The following is a 17633-nucleotide window of genomic DNA, read 5'->3' as shown; positions in this document are numbered from 1 at the left end:
CAGGGCGTCAGATAGGGTATTATCGCCGGTAGTTTTGCCGTCCGAACGGCCGGTACGCAGATTGAGGATTCACGATTAATGAGCGATATGGCAGAGCGCCTTGCGCTGCATGAATTTACGGAAAACGCCTACCTTAACTACTCCATGTACGTCATCATGGACAGGGCGCTGCCGTTTATTGGCGATGGCCTGAAGCCGGTCCAGCGTCGCATCGTCTATGCGATGTCTGAACTGGGTCTGAACGCCAGCGCGAAGTTCAAAAAGTCCGCCCGCACCGTCGGTGACGTGCTGGGTAAATACCATCCCCACGGCGACAGCGCGTGCTATGAAGCCATGGTGCTGATGGCTCAGCCCTTCTCCTACCGCTATCCGCTGGTTGACGGTCAGGGAAACTGGGGGGCGCCGGACGATCCTAAATCCTTCGCCGCAATGCGTTATACCGAATCCCGTTTGTCGAAGTATGCTGAACTGCTGCTGAGCGAACTGGGGCAAGGCACCGTTGACTGGGTACCAAACTTCGACGGCACTTTGCAGGAGCCGAAGATGCTGCCTGCGCGCCTGCCCAATATTCTGTTAAACGGTACTACCGGCATTGCCGTTGGGATGGCGACGGACATTCCGCCGCACAACCTGCGTGAAGTGGCCCGGGCGGCCATTACCCTGATTGAAAAGCCGCAAACTTCGCTGGATGACCTGCTGGATATCGTGCAGGGGCCGGATTACCCGACCGAAGCGGAAATCATTACCCCCCGTGCCGAAATCCGCAAAATCTACCAGAATGGCCGCGGTTCGGTGCGGATGCGCGCGGTATGGGCCAAAGAAGACGGCGCGGTGGTGATTAGCGCGCTGCCGCATCAGGTTTCCGGCGCCCGCGTGCTTGAGCAGATCGCCGCCCAGATGCGCAACAAAAAGCTGCCGATGGTGGATGATCTGCGCGACGAGTCGGATCACGAAAACCCGACTCGCCTGGTGATCGTCCCGCGCTCTAACCGCGTCGATATGGAGCAGGTGATGAACCACCTGTTCGCGACGACCGATCTGGAAAAGAGCTATCGTATCAACCTGAATATGATCGGGCTCGATAACCGTCCAGCGGTTAAAAACCTGCTGGAAATCCTCTCGGAATGGCTGACCTTCCGTCGCGATACCGTGCGCCGTCGTCTCAGCTACCGTCTGGAAAAGGTCCTCAAGCGCCTGCATATTCTTGAAGGTTTGCTGGTGGCGTTTCTGAATATCGATGAAGTTATCGAGATCATTCGTCACGAAGATGAGCCGAAACCGGCGCTGATGTCGCGCTTCGGCCTCAGCGAGACCCAGGCGGAAGCGATTCTGGAGTTAAAACTGCGCCATCTCGCCAAACTGGAAGAGATGAAGATTCGCGGCGAGCAGAACGAGCTGGAAAAAGAGCGCGACAACCTGCAGGCCATCCTGGCCTCTGAACGCAAGATGAATAACCTGCTGAAGAAAGAGCTGCAGGCCGACGCCGACGCCTTTGGCGACGATCGCCGTTCGCCGCTGCGCGAGCGCGAAGAAGCCAAGGCGATGAGCGAGCACGATATGCTGCCGTCTGAGCCGGTGACTATTGTTCTGTCGCAGAGCGGCTGGGTACGCAGCGCCAAAGGTCACGATATTGACGCGCCGGGGCTGAACTATAAAGCGGGCGACAGTTTTAAATCGGCCGTGAAAGGGAAGAGCAATCAGCCGGTGGTCTTTATTGACACTACCGGGCGCAGCTACGCGATTGACCCGATTACCCTGCCGTCCGCGCGCGGTCAGGGCGAGCCGCTCACCGGTAAGCTGACGCTGCCTCCGGGGGCGACGGTTGAACATATGCTGATGGAAGCCGATGATCAAAAACTGCTGCTGGCTTCTGACGCAGGCTACGGATTTATCTGTACTTTCAACGATCTGGTGGCGCGTAACCGCGCCGGTAAGACGCTGATTAGCCTTCCGGATAACGCGCACGTGATGCCGCCGCTGGTAATAGAAGACGAATCGGACATGCTGCTGGCCATTACCGCTGCCGGCCGCATGCTGATGTTCCCGGTCAGTGACTTGCCGCAGCTGTCGAAAGGTAAGGGCAACAAGATTATTAATATTCCGTCGGCGGAAGCGGCTGCGGGCCAGGATGGCCTGGCGCATCTGTTTGTCCTGCCGCCGCAAAGTACGCTGACTATTCATGTCGGTAAGCGGAAAATTAAACTCCGTCCGGAAGAGCTGCAAAAAGTGACCGGCGAGCGCGGCCGCCGCGGCTCTCTGATGCGCGGATTGCAGAAAATCGATCGGATAGAGATTGATTCTCCGCGTCGCGCCTCTGCGGGCGGTAGCGAAGAGTAAGATGCACCTCCCTCGCGGTGAGGCGGGGGAGGTGAATATTTACCGCAAAAACGTTGTTTATTCAGGCATTGCGATTAACAATGTGCTCCCAGGGAACCTGTGCCCGGCCTGAATTGCGCTATGGCGTCAATCATTTGCTAAACAGCGAGTATAATTCTAAGCGGTTTGGGTTTTAGAGGTAGCTATGCTATTTATTTTTCGACTAATTATCGTTGTCATTTACTGTATTCTGGTGTGCATCTTCGGCTGTATCTATTGTCTGTTCAGTCCGCGTAATCCTAAGCACGTCGCCACCTTCGGTCACCTTTTTGGCAAGCTGTCGCCGGTCTTCGGTCTGAAGGTTGAACTCCGCAAGCCTGCCGATGCCGAAAGCTACGGCAACGCTATCTATATCGCTAACCACCAGAATAACTATGATATGGTGACGGCATCGAATATCGTACAGCCGCCGACCGTTACGGTAGGTAAAAAAAGCCTGGCGTGGATCCCTTTTTTCGGCCAGCTCTATTGGTTGACGGGGAATCTACTGATTGACCGCAATAACCGGACAAAAGCGCACGGCACCATTGCAGAAGTCGTGAATGCATTTAAAAAGCGCAAAATCTCTTTTTGGATGTTTCCGGAAGGGACTCGCAGCCGCGGTCGCGGTTTGCTGCCTTTTAAAACCGGTGCCTTTCATGCGGCTATCGCGGCGGGCGTACCCATTATTCCGGTATGCGTGTCTAATACTTCGAATAAAATTAAGCTCAATCGCCTGAATAACGGTCTGGTGATTGTCGAAATGCTGCCGCCGGTCGACACCAGCCAGTACGGGAAAGAGGGCGTACGCGCGCTGGCGACGCACTGTCGCGAGCTGATGTCCGCGAAAATTGCCGAGCTGGATAAAGAAGTTGCCGAACGCGAAGCGGCCGGCAAGAAATAACACCGGAAACGCCGCAAACGGCGCGCGTATTGCTGGCGGGAAACGAATTCCCTTATTCATTAGTCAGTGTCTCATGGAGTTAATATGTCACTCAGTCGGCGTCAGTTCATTAAAGCTACAGGCGTAGCGCTGTGCGCAGGCGCCGCGCCGCTGAAGGCACAGGCTGCTGGTCAGCAGCCCGCGCTGCCGATTCCTCCTTTGCTTGAGTCCCGCCGCGGGCAGCCGCTATTTTTGACGCTACAGCGTGCGCACTGGTCGTTTACGCCGGGCACCCGCGCATCGGTGTGGGGGATTAACGGCCGCTACATGGGGCCAACCATCCGCGTCTGGAACGGCGATGATGTGAAGCTGATCTACAGCAACCGCCTGACGGAAAACGTCGCGATGACGATACGCGGTCTGCAGGTTCCCGGTCCGCTGATTGGCGGCGCGGCGCGTATGATGTCCGCCAACGCCGACTGGGCTCCGGTGCTGCCGATCCGTCAAAGCGCGGCGACGCTGTGGTATCAGGCCAACACGCCAAACCATATGGCGAAACAGGTTTATAACGGTCTTGCCGGGATGTGGCTGGTAGAAGATGAGGTTAGCAAGAATTTGCCGATCCCTAACCACTACGGTGTGGATGATTTCCCGGTGATTATTCAGGACAAGCGCCTGGATAACTTCGGTACGCCTGAATATAGCGAACCCGGCAGCGGCGGCTTCGTTGGCGATACGCTGCTGGTGAACGGCGTGCAGGGGCCTTTTGTTGAAGTGTCGCGCGGCTGGGTGCGCCTGCGTCTGCTGAATGCGTCTAACTCCCGGCGCTACCAGCTGCAGATGAGCGATGGTCGGTTGCTGCACGTCATCTCCGGTGACCAGGGGCTGCTTCCGGCGCCGGTTTCGCTGAAGCAGCTGTCGTTGGCTCCGGGCGAACGGCGCGAAATCCTGGTCGACATGACCAACGGCGATGAGGTGTCGATAACCTGCGGGGAAGCGGCGAGTATCGTCGATCGTATTCGCGGTTTCTTCGAACCGTCGAGCATCCTGATTTCAACGCTGATTCTGACTTTGCGCCCGACGGGCCTGCTGCCGCTGGTGACCGATAGCCTGCCTGTGCGCTTGCTGCCTACGGAAATGCTGGCCGGCGCGCCGATCCGCAGCCGCGATATTACGCTTGGCGACGATCCGGGAATCAACGGCCAGCTGTGGGATCCGCAGCGTATTGATATTACGGCGCAGCAGGGAACCTGGGAGCGCTGGACGGTGCGCGCCGACCGGCCGCAGTCGTTCCATATTGAAGGCGTCATGTTCCAGGTGCGTAACGTGAACGGTTCTGCGCCGTTCCCGGAAGACCGCGGCTGGAAGGATACCGTCTGGATCGACGGGCAGGTTGAGCTGTTGGTCTATTACAACCAGCCCTCCTGGCCGCACTTTCCGTTCCAGTACTTAAGCCAGACGCTGGAGCTTGCCGACCGCGGCTCCATTGGCCAGATTCTGGTGAATCCGGCGCCGTAATTTATTTTGTCCCGGCCTGCTGCCGGCCGGGATTGGAAAAACCTCCTTCATTTCTCCCATCGTTCCGGCTTATAATCGCCGCCCTTTTTGATTATTTTTTTATCATTTTCCCCGGAAGCAATATGAGCGCAATATCCCTGATCCAACCGGATCGTGACCTTTTCTCCTGGCCGCAGTACTGGGCCGCCTGTTTTGGCCCCGCGCCTTTTCTGCCAATGTCGCGAGAAGAGATGGATCAACTTGGCTGGGATAGCTGCGACATCATCCTGGTGACCGGCGATGCTTATGTCGATCACCCGAGCTTCGGGATGGCGATTTGCGGACGCATGCTGGAATCCCAGGGATTCCGCGTGGGGATTATTTCCCAGCCGGACTGGAACAACAAAGATGACTTTATGCGTCTGGGTAAACCGAACCTGTTCTTCGGCGTGACCGCCGGTAACATGGACTCGATGATCAACCGCTACACTGCCGACCGTAAGCTGCGCCATGACGATGCCTACACGGCGGGTAACGTGGCCGGTAAACGCCCGGATCGCGCTACGCTGGTCTACACTCAGCGCTGCAAAGAGGCGTGGAAAGATGTCCCGGTGATCCTCGGGGGCATCGAAGCCAGCCTGCGCCGTACCGCGCACTATGACTACTGGTCCGATACCGTGCGCCGTTCGGTGCTGGTGGACTCTAAGGCCGATATGCTGATGTTCGGCAACGGCGAGCGTCCGCTGGTGGAAGTGGCGCACCGTCTGGCCGCCGGCGAGCCTATCGGGCAAATTCGCGATGTACGCAACACCGCCATCATGGTGAAGGAAGCGCTGCCTGGCTGGAGCGGGGTGGACTCCACGCGTCTGGACACGCCGGGCAAAATCGACCCGATCCCGCATCCGTACGGTGAAGATTTACCGTGCGCGGATAACAAAACCGTCGCGCCGCCAAAGCAGGAAGCGAAGCGCGTTACCGTTCAGCCGCCGCGTCCTAAGCCGTGGGAGAAGACCTACGTCCTGCTGCCTTCCTTTGAGAAAGTAAAAGGCGATAAAGTTCTCTACGCGCATGCCTCGCGCATTCTGCACCATGAAACTAACCCCGGCTGCGCCCGGGCGCTGATGCAGAAGCACGGCGAGCGCTATATCTGGATTAACCCGCCCGCCATTCCGCTCTCAACCGAAGAGATGGATAGCGTGTTTGCGCTGCCCTATAAGCGCGTTCCGCATCCTTCTTACGGCGATGCCCGCATTCCGGCCTATGAGATGATTCGCTTCTCCATTAACATCATGCGCGGCTGTTTTGGCGGCTGTTCGTTCTGCTCGATTACCGAGCATGAAGGTCGGATCATTCAGAGCCGTTCCGAAGATTCGATCATCAATGAAATCGAAGCGATTCGCGATACGGTGCCCGGCTTTACCGGTATTATTTCCGATCTTGGCGGCCCGACGGCCAACATGTATATGCTGCGCTGCAAGTCGCCGCGCGCCGAGCAGACCTGCCGCCGCCTGTCATGCGTTTATCCGGATATCTGCCCGCATATGGACACCAACCATGAGCCGACGATTAACCTTTACCGTCGCGCCCGCGATCTTAAAGGCATCAAAAAGATCCTCATCGCATCCGGCGTTCGTTACGACATTGCCGTTGAAGATCCGCGCTACATCAAAGAGCTGGCCACCCACCACGTCGGCGGTTATCTGAAGATTGCTCCTGAACATACCGAAGAGGGGCCACTGTCGAAGATGATGAAGCCGGGTATGGGCAGCTACGATCGCTTTAAGCAGTTGTTCGATACTTATTCGAAGCAGGCGGGTAAAGAGCAGTATCTGATTCCATACTTTATTTCCGCCCACCCGGGGACGCGAGATGAAGATATGGTGAATCTCGCGCTGTGGCTGAAGCAGCATCGTTTCCGCCTGGATCAGGTGCAGAACTTCTATCCGTCGCCGCTGGCGAACTCGACCACCATGTATTACACCGGCAAGAACCCGCTGGGTAAGATTGGCTATAAGAGTGAGGATGTGGTGGTGCCGAAGGGCGACAAACAGCGCCGCCTGCACAAGGCGCTGCTGCGCTATCACGATCCGGCCAACTGGCCGCTGATCCGTCAGGCGCTGGAAACGATGGGTAAAAAGCACCTGATCGGCAGCCGTCGCGATTGCCTGGTACCGGCGCCGACGCTGGAAGAAATGCGCGAGGCGCGTCGCCAGAACCGCCATACCCGACCGGCGCTGACGAAGCATACGCCGATTGTGCACCAGCGTTCGAACGGCGGGGCGACGGCGAAGAAGCCCGTGAAACGCGGCAAGGTTGCCGGTCGTTAAGCCTGCAGTATTGCCCGGTGGTGCCTCGCTGACCGGGCCTTATCATCCCGGGCCCGGTCAGCCGCTTGCCAAACGGCAAAGCAAATTCTATGGCTATGCTTCTCTGATTCTGGCCGCCAGCGCTGCCAGCTTTTCATCATCCGCCCGCTCGTGATCGTGGGAGGAGAGATAGCCTTCATATTGCGCAAAAAACTTAGTCTGACGCGACTCGATCGGCCGCCATTGGGACATATCCCCGGTGCCGTGCATTGGACTGAGTTTGCTGTGGACATGGTCAACGCCATAGCCTTCAAAAAACATCCCCGTACGTCCCACGTCATCGAAGGATTTATCCAGAAGCTTTGCCACCTTCTGCGTCGCCAGCACCAGGTCGGCCAGCGCCTGCGGCGGCATATCAAACGCATAGCTGGGATAGTGCTTCTTCGGGATCACGACCGTAAAACCGTCGGTATTTGGATAAATGGAGAGAAAGGCGAGGTGGTGCTCATCTTCCCACACCTTGTGGCAGGGGGCTTTCCCCTCAACAATTTGACAGAAAATACAGCTCATCAGCACGCATCCATTTGATTGCAATAAGCCATAAATGTACGTGGTTTTAGCCGGACTGCAAAGCGATGCTCCGCCGGGATCCGACGGAGCAGGAAAGATTAACCGCCGAACTGATCCGGGTCAGGTCCGAGGCGTTTGTTTTTGTCCAGCTTAGTGATTTCACTCAATTCATCTTTATCAAGACGGAAGTCCCAGACGTTAAAATTCTCGGCGATGCGCGACGGCGTCACGGATTTCGGGATCACCACCAGGCCGCTATCGAGGTGCCAGCGGATGACGATTTGCGCCGGCGTTTTGCCGTATTTGTCCGCCAGTTGGTGAATAATTTTCTGATCGAATACCCCTTCACCGCCCTGTGCCAGCGGGCTCCAGGACTCGGTCTGAATTTTATGCGTCGCATTCCAGGCATGCAGCTGACGCTGCTGCAGCAGAGGATGCAGTTCAATCTGGTTTATCACCGGGGCGACGCCGGTTTCATCAATGATTTTTTGCAGATGGTGGACCTGGAAATTACAGACGCCGATGCTTTTCGCCAGCCCTTGCTGCTGAAGCTCAATTAAGCTTTTCCAGGCATCAACGTAATGGTTCGTAGCCGGCACCGGCCAGTGAATGAGGTATAAGTCGACGTAGTCGAGTTTGAGTTTTTTAAGGCTTTCCTGCAGCGCTTCACGGGGCTGCTTTTGATCGTCATTCCACAGCTTCGTGGTGACGAACAGCTCATCGCGGGCGACGCCTGCGCTGCTCAGTGCATTGCCGACGCCGGTTTCATTCTGGTATACGGCGGCGGTGTCAAACGAGCGATAACCGACTTCCAGCGCCTTATGAATGGCGGAGACGACTTCCTCGTTGCCTGCTTTCCACACGCCGAGCCCCAGCTGCGGCATCAGGTTGCCGTCGTGTAGTTTTATAACGGTTGGATGTGTCATGCCTTCCTCCTGTTAATGAACTCAGCGGGACAGAATCCGCTGAGGGGTAGCATTAAGTCTGGACGAAATAGCTAAAAACGGTAGTTAAACTCCTCTCCTTTGCGCGAGTTTACGCGTCGGAGAGGGCGTTGATTAGCGTGCAGCCTCGTAAATACGGCGGCTGACGTCCAGAGTAATATCCTGATTTTCACCCAGTTGGGTCATACCGTGCTCCTCCAGTTTCGCCAGCAGCGCCGGGATGGAGCTACCATCCAGACCGTAGGCGGAAAGGCGAGTCGGGACGCCCATGCGTTCGAAGAAATCACGCGTTGCGGCGATGGCGGCGTCAATGCGCTCTTCCTCGGAACCTTCGGTGATGTTCCAGACGCGAGCGGCGTACTGCAGCAGTTTAGCGCGTTTAGCCTCGCGTTTTTCATTCCACAGCGCCGGCAGAACGATGGCCAGCGTCTGCGCGTGATCGAGCCCGTGCATGGCGGTCAGTTCGTGGCCCAGCATGTGGGTCGCCCAGTCCTGCGGTACGCCTGCGCCGATCAGGCCGTTCAGCGCCTGGGTGGCGGCCCACATAATATTGGCGCGAACGTCGTAGTTTTCCGGCTCTTTCAGCGCCTTCGGACCGTCTTCCACCAGGGTCAGGAGAATGCCTTCGGCGAAACGGTCCTGGATTTTACCGTCGACCGGATAGGTAACGTACTGCTCAACGGTATGGACGAATGCGTCAACGACGCCGTTAGCCACCTGGCGCGGCGGCAGGGTGTAGGTGTAAACCGGATCCAGAATAGCGAACACCGGCTGGACGTAGGTGGACATAAACGCGCGTTTGTCGCCGGTGGTTTTACGCGAGATCACCGCGCCTTTATTAGATTCGGAACCGGTCGCAGGCAGCGTCAGCACGGAGCCCATCGGGATAGCGCTGGCCACTTTGCTGCCGTAAGTTTCGAGAATTTCCCACGGATCGATACTGGCATCGTAGTGGGCCGCCGCGGCGATGAATTTAGTGCCGTCGAGAACGGAGCCGCCGCCCACCGCCAACAGGAAAGTGATCTTTTCATCACGCGCGATTTTCACCGCGTTCATCAGCGTTTCGTAGGACGGGTTTGGCTCGATGCCGCCAAATTCCCGAACGTCAATGCCGTTCAGCGCGCTGAGAACCTGATCAAGCACGCCGGTTTTCTTCACGCTACCGCCGCCGTAGGTGACAAGCACACGTGCATCCGCCGGGATTTGATCGCGCAGATTTTCAATCGCGCCTTTACCGAACAGAATGCGGGTTGGGGTATGTAGGTCGAAATTATTCATGGCTGGTGCCCTCAAATAGATAAAACCGCCAACAGAGACAATACCTCTGCCAGATGACGGACATTGTGTTCCCGCGGGCCGTTCCCCTCAATGCACATTCCTGCCGTTGTCTTGCCCATTTCTCTTTGTAGCTGGAGAAATTCGCCGGAAGTGCGCACAATGCGAAGGTATAAAAACGTTCGGAGAAGCACGATAAATGAACCGCGCTGAGATATGCCAGCTATTAACGTATAAGGTTAATCAGCTGAAAGATAAAGAAGAAATGCTTAATGGTCTGCTGCCGGATATCCGCCTGCTGTACGGCACTCAGCCGGGGACGCGTACGCCGGTCATGTACCAGCCGGGGATCGTTTTTCTCTTTTCCGGGCATAAAATTGGCTATATCAATGAGCGTACCTTCCGCTATGACACCAATGAGTATCTGCTGCTGACGGTTCCGCTGCCGTTTGAGTGCGAAACTTTTGCCACCCCGGAAGTACCGCTGGCGGGAATAAGGCTGAATGTCGATATTCTTCAACTGCAAGAACTGCTGATGGATATCGGGGAGGATGAGCAGTTTCAGCCGTCCATGGCGTCAAGCGGGATCAACTCTGCGGTGCTGTCCGAAGAGATTCTGTGCGCGGCGGAGCGGCTGCTGGATGTGATGGAACGCCCGCTTGACGCGCGCATTCTTGGCAAACAGATCATCCGCGAAATTCTCTATCACGTGCTGACCGGGCCGTGCGGGGGAGCGCTGCTGGCGCTGGTCAGCCGTCAAACCCACTTCAGCCTGATCAGCCGCGTGCTGAAGCGCATTGAAAGCCAGTACACTGAGAACCTCAGCGTCGATCAGCTGGCGGCTGAGGCCAATATGAGCGTCTCGGCGTTCCACCATAACTTTAAATCAGTTACCAGCACCTCCCCGCTACAGTATCTGAAGACTTATCGCCTGCATAAAGCGCGCATGCTGATGATCCACGACGGCATGAAAGCCAGCGCGGCGGCGATGCGGGTAGGGTATGAGAGCGCATCGCAGTTCAGCCGCGAGTTTAAGCGTTATTTCGGCATGACGCCGGGAGAAGATGCGGCACGCATCAGGACAATACAGGGGATGTAATAACGATCTCAGGGCGGCAAATCCTCGCCGCCCTGGCACCCTATCAGGCGTTGCAGTATTTCTTTTTAATCACCACGATAACTGTACCGAGCAGCCCGGCTATCAGCAGCGCGATAGGCAGAATCATCAGGCAGGTCATGACCTGATCTTCATGACGTTTTACGAAGGGAATCATACTCAACGCATAGCCCAGACCGGTAACTACCCCAACCCACAGCAGCGCGCTCAGCCAGTTGAAAAACTGGAAGCGGCGGTTCGGCAGCCCGGAAATGCCCGCCATGGTTGGCAGAAGGGTGCGAACAAACGCCAGGAAGCGTCCGGCCAGCAGCGCCAGCAGGCCGTGCTTGTCAAACATGCAGGTTGCCCGCTGATGGTATTTATGCGGCAGATGCCCAAGCCAGCGCTTAACCGTGGCGGTATTACCCAGCCAGCGCCCCTGAATATAGCTCAGCCAGCAGCCGAGGCTGGCTGCAGCGGTTAAGATAGCGACAGTCGGTACAAAGTCCATCACGCCTTTGGCGATTAGCGCGCCGGCGAGCAGCAGCAGGCTATCGCCCGGTAAAAACGAGGCGGGCAGCAGACCGTTTTCCAGAAACAGGGTTGCGAACATGACCAGATATACAACGCCCACAACGTGGGGGTTTGCCAACGCGGCAAAATCATGCTGCCACAGAGCGGCGACGATTTCTTGAATGACAACCATGGACTTTCCTAAGTGGTACCGTGTTTTTTATTTAGTGTACTCCTGAAGAGGCCCGAGCACCTTGATCCCGGGCGCAACTAAAGCGGCCGCTTTTCTTAAAAACGTCCGCTATTGTTGCCACTGACTGTCACTTTACACGATACGCGCGAAGCCCGCCGCTAAATCATCCAGCAGATCGGTAACATTTTCTAACCCGATATGTACCCGAATTAGCGTGCCGCTGAAGTCAACTTCAGCATCAGGACGGATTGCGGCAATGTGTTCCGGCTGATTGGCTAAAATCAGCGATTCAAAGCCGCCCCAGGAGTAGGCCATGCTGAACAAGCTGAAGTGGTCGAGGTAGGCGGACAGCTCGGCATCGCTCAGGCGTTTGTTCAGCACGAAAGAGAACAGACCGCTGCTACCGGTGAAGTCCCGCTTCCAGTACTCATGGCCTTTGCTGCCGGGCAGGGCGGGATGATTCACGCGCGCTACCTGCGGATGCTGTGCCAGCCATTCGGCAATCTGCAGGCTACTCTCATGATGCTGACGCAGGCGGACGGCAAGGGTGCGCAGGCCGCGGCTGGTCATGTAGGCGGTATCGGCATCCACCATTTGCCCCATCAGGTAGGCATTTTCCCGCAGCTGCGCCCAACAGCGCTCATTGGACACCGCAGTGCCGACCATCGCATCGGAATGGCCGATCAGGTACTTGGTTCCGGCCTGAATAGAGATATCGATACCAAACTCCAGCGCTTTGAACAGTACTCCCGCCGCCCAGGTGTTATCGATCATAATGATAGCTTGCGGAGCGACGCTGCGCACCGCCGCGACGATCGCCGGGACATCATGAACTTCCATGGTGATGGAGCCGGGCGATTCGAGGAATACCACTCGGGTATTCGGCTGTACCAGACGGGCAATATCGCCGCCGATAAGCGGGTCGAACCAGCCGGTGGTTACGCCGAGTTTGGCGAGGATTTTAGTGCAGAAATCCTGGGTCGGCTCGTAGGCGGTATTGGTCACCAGAATATGGTCGCCCTGCTCGACGAACGCCAGGATAGTATTTGCGACCGCCGCTGCGCCGCAGGGGAAGAGGGCGCAGCCGGCGCCGCCTTCCAGTTCGCACATCGCTTCCTGCAGGGAGAAGTGGGTTAGCGTCCCGCGACGACCGTAGAACAGTTCGCCTTTGGCGCGGTTGCGGGTGGCGTGCTTTTTCGCTTCGACGGTGTCGAAAACCAGCGATGACGCGCGCTGAATCACGCTGTTGACCGAGCCCTGAGTATATTTTTTGCTGCGCCCGGCATGAACCAGCGCAGTATCAAGATGTTTATCAGCCATGTTCAGATAACCTGTTTTTATACGTCTGGACGTCTAAACTATCATGAATGCCCGTTGATGTACCGGGTCACGGCGGATACAGGTAAAAATTTTACTAACCGCGGGGTCAGCAACTTTTTTACTGCGTAAGCGCAAGGAAAATAAACGTGATTTGCTGCACAGTGTAAATACTAATGAGAACCACTATCAATTCGATGTCGTTTTGATATTATTGTGCGCAGATTTTGTGATTTACGTCCTGGAGATACAGTGTGGGTAATAATTTGATGCAGGCGGATCTCTCCGTTTGGGGTATGTATCATCATGCCGATATTGTCGTTAAGGTAGTGATGATCGGCCTGATTCTGGCGTCGGTCGTTACATGGGCTATCTTTTTCGGCAAAGGCGCAGAAATCCTGGCCAGCAAGCGCCGCCTCAAGCGCGAACAGCAGCTGGTTGCTGAAGCACGCTCTCTCGACCAGGCCAGCGATATCGCTAACGGTTTCGATGCGAAAAGCCTGACCTCGCAGCTGATCAACGAAGCGCAAAATGAGCTTGAGCTTTCTGCGGGTTCTGAAGATAACGAAGGCATTAAAGAGCGTACCGGTTTCCGACTGGAGCGTCGCGTCGCGGCGGTAGGTCGTTACATGGGACGCGGCAACGGTTATCTGGCGACCATCGGCGCGATTTCCCCGTTCGTCGGCCTGTTTGGTACCGTCTGGGGCATCATGAACAGCTTTATCGGGATTGCCCAGACCCAGACCACTAACCTGGCGGTTGTTGCTCCGGGCATCGCGGAAGCGCTGCTGGCCACGGCAATCGGCCTGTTCGCTGCGATTCCGGCGGTCGTCATCTATAACATTTTCGCCCGAATGATTGCCAGCTACAAAGCGTCCCTTGGCGATGTCGCCGCCCAGGTTCTGCTGCTGCAAAGCCGCGATCTGGACCTGAGCGCCAGCGGCGTTAAGCCGGTACGTACCGCCCAGAAATTACGCGTAGGTTGATGCTCTATGGCGATGCATTTTAACGAAAACCTCGATGATAACGGCGAAATGCACGATATCAACGTGACGCCGTTTATCGACGTCATGCTGGTGCTGCTGATCATCTTTATGGTGGCGGCGCCGCTGGCGACCGTTGACGTGAAGGTCAATCTGCCTGCGTCCTCCAGCCAGCCGCAGCCGCGTCCGGAAAAACCGATCTATCTCTCGGTGAAGGCGGATAAAACCATGTTCCTCGGCAATGACCCCATTACTGACGAGAACATGATTGCGTCTCTGGATGCGTTGACCGAAGGTAAGAAAGACACCACGGTCTTCTTCCGTGCGGATAAAACCGTGGACTACGAGACGATGATGAAAGTTATGGATACCCTGCATCAGGCGGGTTATCTGAAGATTGGTCTGGTGGGCGAAGAAACCGTCAAAGCGAAGTAATCTCCCCTTTCCACGCATCTCCTCAGGCTGGCCTTGCGCCAGCCTTTCTTATAGTTGAAGCAAAAACTTGTAAGACCAATCGTGTAGATGTGTGACAACTTTCTCAGTTAACAGAAAACATAAACCCGATGCGAAAAATGACAATAGGATAGTTTTTATCCTCCCTCTAGAGTGAATACCACTTCATCTGAGAGGGATTATATTGTGAATCACGATAATAAACTGTCATTTGCGGAGAAGCTGGGATACGGCATGGGAGATGCAGCCTGCGGTATCGTCTACTCTTCGGTAACCATGTTTCTGACATGGTTTTATACGGATATTTACGGACTCTCCGCTGCCGCAGTCGGAGTGATGTTCCTGGTGACGCGGGTTCTGGATGCGATTACCGATCCGCTAACCGGCATCGTTGCAGACCGTGTGAAGACCCGCTGGGGCCATTTTCGCCCGTGGCTTATCTGGTTTGCCGTCCCTTATGCCGTGCTGGCGGTAATGACCTTCACTACTCCGGAATTTGGCGCATCGGGTAAACTGGTTTACGCCTACCTGACTTACACCTTACTCATGCTGTGTTACACCTTTATCAATATTCCCTACTGCGCGCTGGGCGGAGTCATCACGCGCGATGAGAAGGATCGCCTATCAGCCCAGTCATATCGTTTTACGATCTCTTCTCTGGCCGGTCTGATGGTTTCTGTCGCAACCCTGTTTCTGGTGGATTTTTTAGGTAAAGAAAATAAGCAGTTTGGTTTTCAGGCGACAATGGGAATCATGGGCGCGATCGCTATTGTAATGCTGGCTTTCTGCTTCTTCTCTACTAAAGAACGCGTGGCTCCAGCGGTTGAACAGCAGGGGAGCATACGCGAAGATCTCCGTCAGCTTCTGGCGAATGACCAGTGGCGTATTGTGGCGATAATCACTTTTTTCTCGAGTATGGCCGGGGTTATGCGCAGCGCCGCCACGCTCTATTATGCAACCTACCTGATGTTAGGCGGCGTGGAGTCCGCGGCGGGAACAGCCATGAAATCAGCATTTGTTTCCACCAGCGTCGTTGGCACGATTATCGGCAGCATCGCCGCCGGATGGCTGGCCAAGCGCTATCGCGCGGTCTCGCTGTTTAAAAATATCAACCTCCTGCTGGTTCTGGTTGGCGTCGTAATGTTCTTTGTGCCGCCGACCTGGCTGCCGGTGGTGTTCCCTTTATACTTTCTGGTCGGCTTCTTCCATCAGATGTACCAGCCGTTTAAATGGAACATGATGGCCAACGCCGCCGATTATGGCGAATGGAAGTTTGGTCGTCGCATCACGGGATTATCTTATTCCGGTAATCTGTTTGCTTTGAAAATGGGCATGGCGGTTGCTGGTGCCGCCGTAGGTTTTTCGCTTGGGCTATTTGGCTATCAGGCGGGCGTAACGGCGCAGACTCCGCTGGCGACAATGGGAATTGTTGGGCTGTTAACGCTCGGTCCATCACTATCTTACCTGCTTCTGTGGTGGCTGGCGCGTTTCTATAAGCTGGATGACAAAATGATGCAGACAATTCAGCGAGAGCTGTCCATGCGCCAGCAACAGGCGCATTCAGAGACGCAATTGCCGCTAAACGCCGTTCCGGAAAAGGCCTGAGGAGATGCGAAATATGACTCCTTCTGAATACCAGAATCCTATTTTATGCGCCGATTATTCCGACCCGGATATCGTGCGCGTAAGGGATGATTTCTTTATGGTCTCTTCCAGTTTTAACCATGTGCCCGCTTTACCGATCCTGCATTCAACGGACCTGGTTAACTGGACTATTATCAACCACGTTCTGGATGAACTGCCGCTACCGGGTTATGACCGGTATCAGCCGGGTAAGGGCGTATGGGCGCCATCGATTCGCTGGCACGATGGCAAGCTGTGGGTCTGCTTCAGCACCCCAGATGAAGGTATTTTTATCTGCCATACCGAGGACCCGTGGGGGAAATGGAGCGCTCCGCACTGCCTGCGTCAGGCCAGAGGGTGGATAGATCCCTGCCCGTTCTGGGACGACAATGGTCAGGCCTGGTTGGTACATGCTTTCGCCCATAGCCGCAGCGGCATTAAGCATAAACTGCAGTTGTTTGCGATGGCGCCGGACGCCAGCGAATTACTGGGCGAAGGGCAGATTATCTATGACGGCTGCTGCGATTTACCCACCCTTGAGGGGCCAAAGGTTTATCAACGCGCCGGTTGGTACTACATCTTTGCTCCTGCGGGCGGGGTAGAAAATGGCTGGCAGACGGTGCTGCGCGCGCGCCAGATGACGGGGCCCTGGGAAGCCAAAAACGTGCTTTTCCAGGGAAACACATCGATAAATGGACCACATCAGGGCGGCTGGGTGGAGGGCGAGAAGGGCGAATGCTGGTTTGTTCATTTCCAGGACTTACATCTCTATGGCCGCGTGGTTCACCTCCAGCCGATGTTCTGGGGTGACGACGGCTGGCCGCGTATCGGTGAGCAGATTGGCAGTTGCGGCGTCGGACAGCCGGTTTTACGTTGGCCGCGTCCGAAAGGGTTAACGCCTTCACCGGCGTTGGCGCCGCAAACCAGCGACTATTTTGCGCAAGGCCAACCGGGAATACAGTGGCAGTGGCAGGCTAACCCCAGCCCTGAGTGGCTGCTGCCGGCGGAAGGCGAACTCCGATTACGCTGCACCCCATTATCCCAAGTCGATGGACAGAGAGCGTTATACTGGGCGCCGCAGCTGTTGCTGCAGAAATTCCCGGCGCTAACTTTTAGCGCGAAAACAAGCGTAACGTTATATGCCGCTCAGGACGGTGATGCCGGAGGCCTGATCGTATACGGCGAACGCTACGCCGCTTTGCTGGTGGAGTTTGGGCAAGGGAGTTGCCGGCTCGTGTGGCGACACGGTTGGATGAGCGATGCGGGCGTTGTGCGCGAAACTCGTCAGGTTCTTGCTGAGCTTAAGCGCGGCAAGTGTCAGCTGCAGGTTGCCGTAGGCGAAGGCGGCTTGTGTCAATTTTCCTGGCGAGCTGAGGAGGAGGAGTGGCAGGGGGTTCCCCTTTGTTTTGCTGCCGGGAAGGGGAAATGGGTCGGTGCGAAATTTGGCCTGCTGGCTGCTTCAATGGATGGCCTGCAAAGCGAGGGCTACTGCTCTTTGCAGGACTTTGAGGTCATCCTATAAAGAAACCGTTTCTGGCCGTCTGCAGATAATGCGGGCGGCTGGATGTTGCATAAACGTTACCCTGTTGCGATATAATGGCGGCCGTTTATGTTAACTGACAGGA

13 protein-coding genes and 1 pseudogene are annotated in these 17633 nt (G+C 56.0%); 9 read left to right on the top strand and 5 right to left on the bottom strand.

Going from position 1 to position 17633, the window contains the following annotated elements:
* The first annotated feature begins 78 nt into the window (after positions 1–78).
* The 4 genes and pseudogenes from parC to K2184_RS12680 all read left to right on the top strand — a co-directional run.
* Positions 79–2337: a DNA topoisomerase IV subunit A gene (parC, locus tag K2184_RS12695; RefSeq protein ID WP_004105833.1), complete on the top strand. Its 2259-nt coding sequence runs from the start codon at positions 79–81 to the stop codon at positions 2335–2337.
* A gap of 184 nt (positions 2338–2521) precedes the next feature.
* Entirely contained in the window at positions 2522–3259 is a 738-nt protein-coding gene (gene plsC, locus K2184_RS12690; RefSeq protein WP_004115619.1) for a 1-acylglycerol-3-phosphate O-acyltransferase, read from the top strand.
* 84 nt (positions 3260–3343) lie between these two features.
* The gene (ftsP, locus tag K2184_RS12685) at positions 3344–4756 is read left to right on the top strand and encodes a cell division protein FtsP (protein WP_004105829.1); all 1413 of its coding nucleotides are present in this window, start codon (positions 3344–3346) and stop codon (positions 4754–4756) included.
* A 31-nt stretch (positions 4757–4787) separates the two neighbouring features.
* Positions 4788–7029, top strand: a pseudogene (locus K2184_RS12680) (YgiQ family radical SAM protein); the annotation flags it as partial.
* A 126-nt stretch (positions 7030–7155) separates the two neighbouring features.
* On the opposite strand, the gene K2184_RS12675 reads toward K2184_RS12680, so the two are convergent.
* From K2184_RS12675 to yqhD, 3 genes are all read right to left on the bottom strand, one after another.
* Positions 7156–7611, bottom strand: coding sequence for an HIT family protein (locus tag K2184_RS12675; RefSeq protein ID WP_004105825.1), 456 nt, complete (start codon positions 7609–7611; stop codon positions 7156–7158).
* A 98-nt stretch (positions 7612–7709) separates the two neighbouring features.
* Positions 7710–8537: a 2,5-didehydrogluconate reductase DkgA gene (gene dkgA / locus K2184_RS12670; protein WP_004105823.1), complete on the bottom strand. Its 828-nt coding sequence runs from the start codon at positions 8535–8537 to the stop codon at positions 7710–7712.
* A 132-nt stretch (positions 8538–8669) separates the two neighbouring features.
* Complete coding sequence (gene yqhD / locus K2184_RS12665; RefSeq protein ID WP_289168364.1) at positions 8670–9833, bottom strand: alcohol dehydrogenase; 1164 nt, start codon at positions 9831–9833, stop codon at positions 8670–8672.
* A gap of 196 nt (positions 9834–10029) precedes the next feature.
* Between yqhD and K2184_RS12660 the strand changes: the two genes are divergently transcribed.
* Positions 10030–10929, top strand: coding sequence for an AraC family transcriptional regulator (locus tag K2184_RS12660; RefSeq protein WP_004105819.1), 900 nt, complete (start codon positions 10030–10032; stop codon positions 10927–10929).
* A gap of 43 nt (positions 10930–10972) precedes the next feature.
* Here K2184_RS12660 and yghB read toward each other — a convergent pair whose 3' ends face one another.
* Together yghB and metC are read right to left on the bottom strand one after the other, a co-directional pair.
* Positions 10973–11632, bottom strand: coding sequence for a DedA family general envelope maintenance protein YghB (gene yghB / locus K2184_RS12655; RefSeq protein ID WP_004105816.1), 660 nt, complete (start codon positions 11630–11632; stop codon positions 10973–10975).
* A 132-nt stretch (positions 11633–11764) separates the two neighbouring features.
* Entirely contained in the window at positions 11765–12952 is a 1188-nt protein-coding gene (gene metC, locus K2184_RS12650; RefSeq protein WP_004105814.1) for a cystathionine beta-lyase, read from the bottom strand.
* A gap of 251 nt (positions 12953–13203) precedes the next feature.
* On the opposite strand from metC, the gene exbB reads away from it, so the two are divergent.
* The 4 genes from exbB to K2184_RS12630 all read left to right on the top strand — a co-directional run bounded on the left by exbB (position 13204) and on the right by K2184_RS12630 (position 17530).
* Complete coding sequence (gene exbB / locus K2184_RS12645) at positions 13204–13935, top strand: tol-pal system-associated acyl-CoA thioesterase (protein WP_004105812.1); 732 nt, start codon at positions 13204–13206, stop codon at positions 13933–13935.
* Between the two features lie 6 nt (positions 13936–13941).
* A complete protein-coding gene (gene exbD, locus K2184_RS12640) occupies positions 13942–14367 on the top strand; it encodes a TonB system transport protein ExbD (RefSeq protein ID WP_004105810.1) in 426 nt (141 codons plus the stop codon).
* 204 nt (positions 14368–14571) lie between these two features.
* A complete protein-coding gene (locus tag K2184_RS12635; protein WP_004105808.1) occupies positions 14572–15990 on the top strand; it encodes a glycoside-pentoside-hexuronide (GPH):cation symporter in 1419 nt (472 codons plus the stop codon).
* Positions 15991–16003: 13 nt separating this feature from the next.
* Positions 16004–17530: a glycoside hydrolase family 43 protein gene (locus K2184_RS12630; protein ID WP_004115611.1), complete on the top strand. Its 1527-nt coding sequence runs from the start codon at positions 16004–16006 to the stop codon at positions 17528–17530.
* Positions 17531–17633: the final 103 nt, after the last annotated feature.

This window comes from Klebsiella sp. K5-306 (genome assembly GCF_051835185.1).
Lineage (GTDB): Bacteria > Pseudomonadota > Gammaproteobacteria > Enterobacterales > Enterobacteriaceae > Klebsiella > Klebsiella oxytoca.
The sequence above is the reverse complement of the archived record's forward strand: the minus strand, read 5'-3'. Positions and strand labels throughout refer to the sequence as shown.

Excerpts from the sequence above, each read along its gene's own strand:
- yghB (WP_004105816.1), bottom strand. The coding sequence starts at position 11,632 with ATGGTTGTCATTCAAGAAATCGTCGCCGCTCTGTGGCAGCATGATTTT.
- yqhD (WP_289168364.1), bottom strand. The coding sequence starts at position 9,833 with ATGAATAATTTCGACCTACATACCCCAACCCGCATTCTGTTCGGTAAA.
- parC (WP_004105833.1), top strand. The coding sequence starts at position 79 with ATGAGCGATATGGCAGAGCGCCTTGCGCTGCATGAATTTACGGAAAAC.
- metC (WP_004105814.1), bottom strand. The coding sequence starts at position 12,952 with ATGGCTGATAAACATCTTGATACTGCGCTGGTTCATGCCGGGCGCAGC.
- K2184_RS12630 (WP_004115611.1), top strand. The coding sequence starts at position 16,004 with ATGACTCCTTCTGAATACCAGAATCCTATTTTATGCGCCGATTATTCC.
- K2184_RS12675 (WP_004105825.1), bottom strand. The coding sequence starts at position 7,611 with ATGAGCTGTATTTTCTGTCAAATTGTTGAGGGGAAAGCCCCCTGCCAC.
- K2184_RS12660 (WP_004105819.1), top strand. The coding sequence starts at position 10,030 with ATGAACCGCGCTGAGATATGCCAGCTATTAACGTATAAGGTTAATCAG.
- plsC (WP_004115619.1), top strand. The coding sequence starts at position 2,522 with ATGCTATTTATTTTTCGACTAATTATCGTTGTCATTTACTGTATTCTG.
- dkgA (WP_004105823.1), bottom strand. The coding sequence starts at position 8,537 with ATGACACATCCAACCGTTATAAAACTACACGACGGCAACCTGATGCCG.
- exbD (WP_004105810.1), top strand. The coding sequence starts at position 13,942 with ATGGCGATGCATTTTAACGAAAACCTCGATGATAACGGCGAAATGCAC.
- ftsP (WP_004105829.1), top strand. The coding sequence starts at position 3,344 with ATGTCACTCAGTCGGCGTCAGTTCATTAAAGCTACAGGCGTAGCGCTG.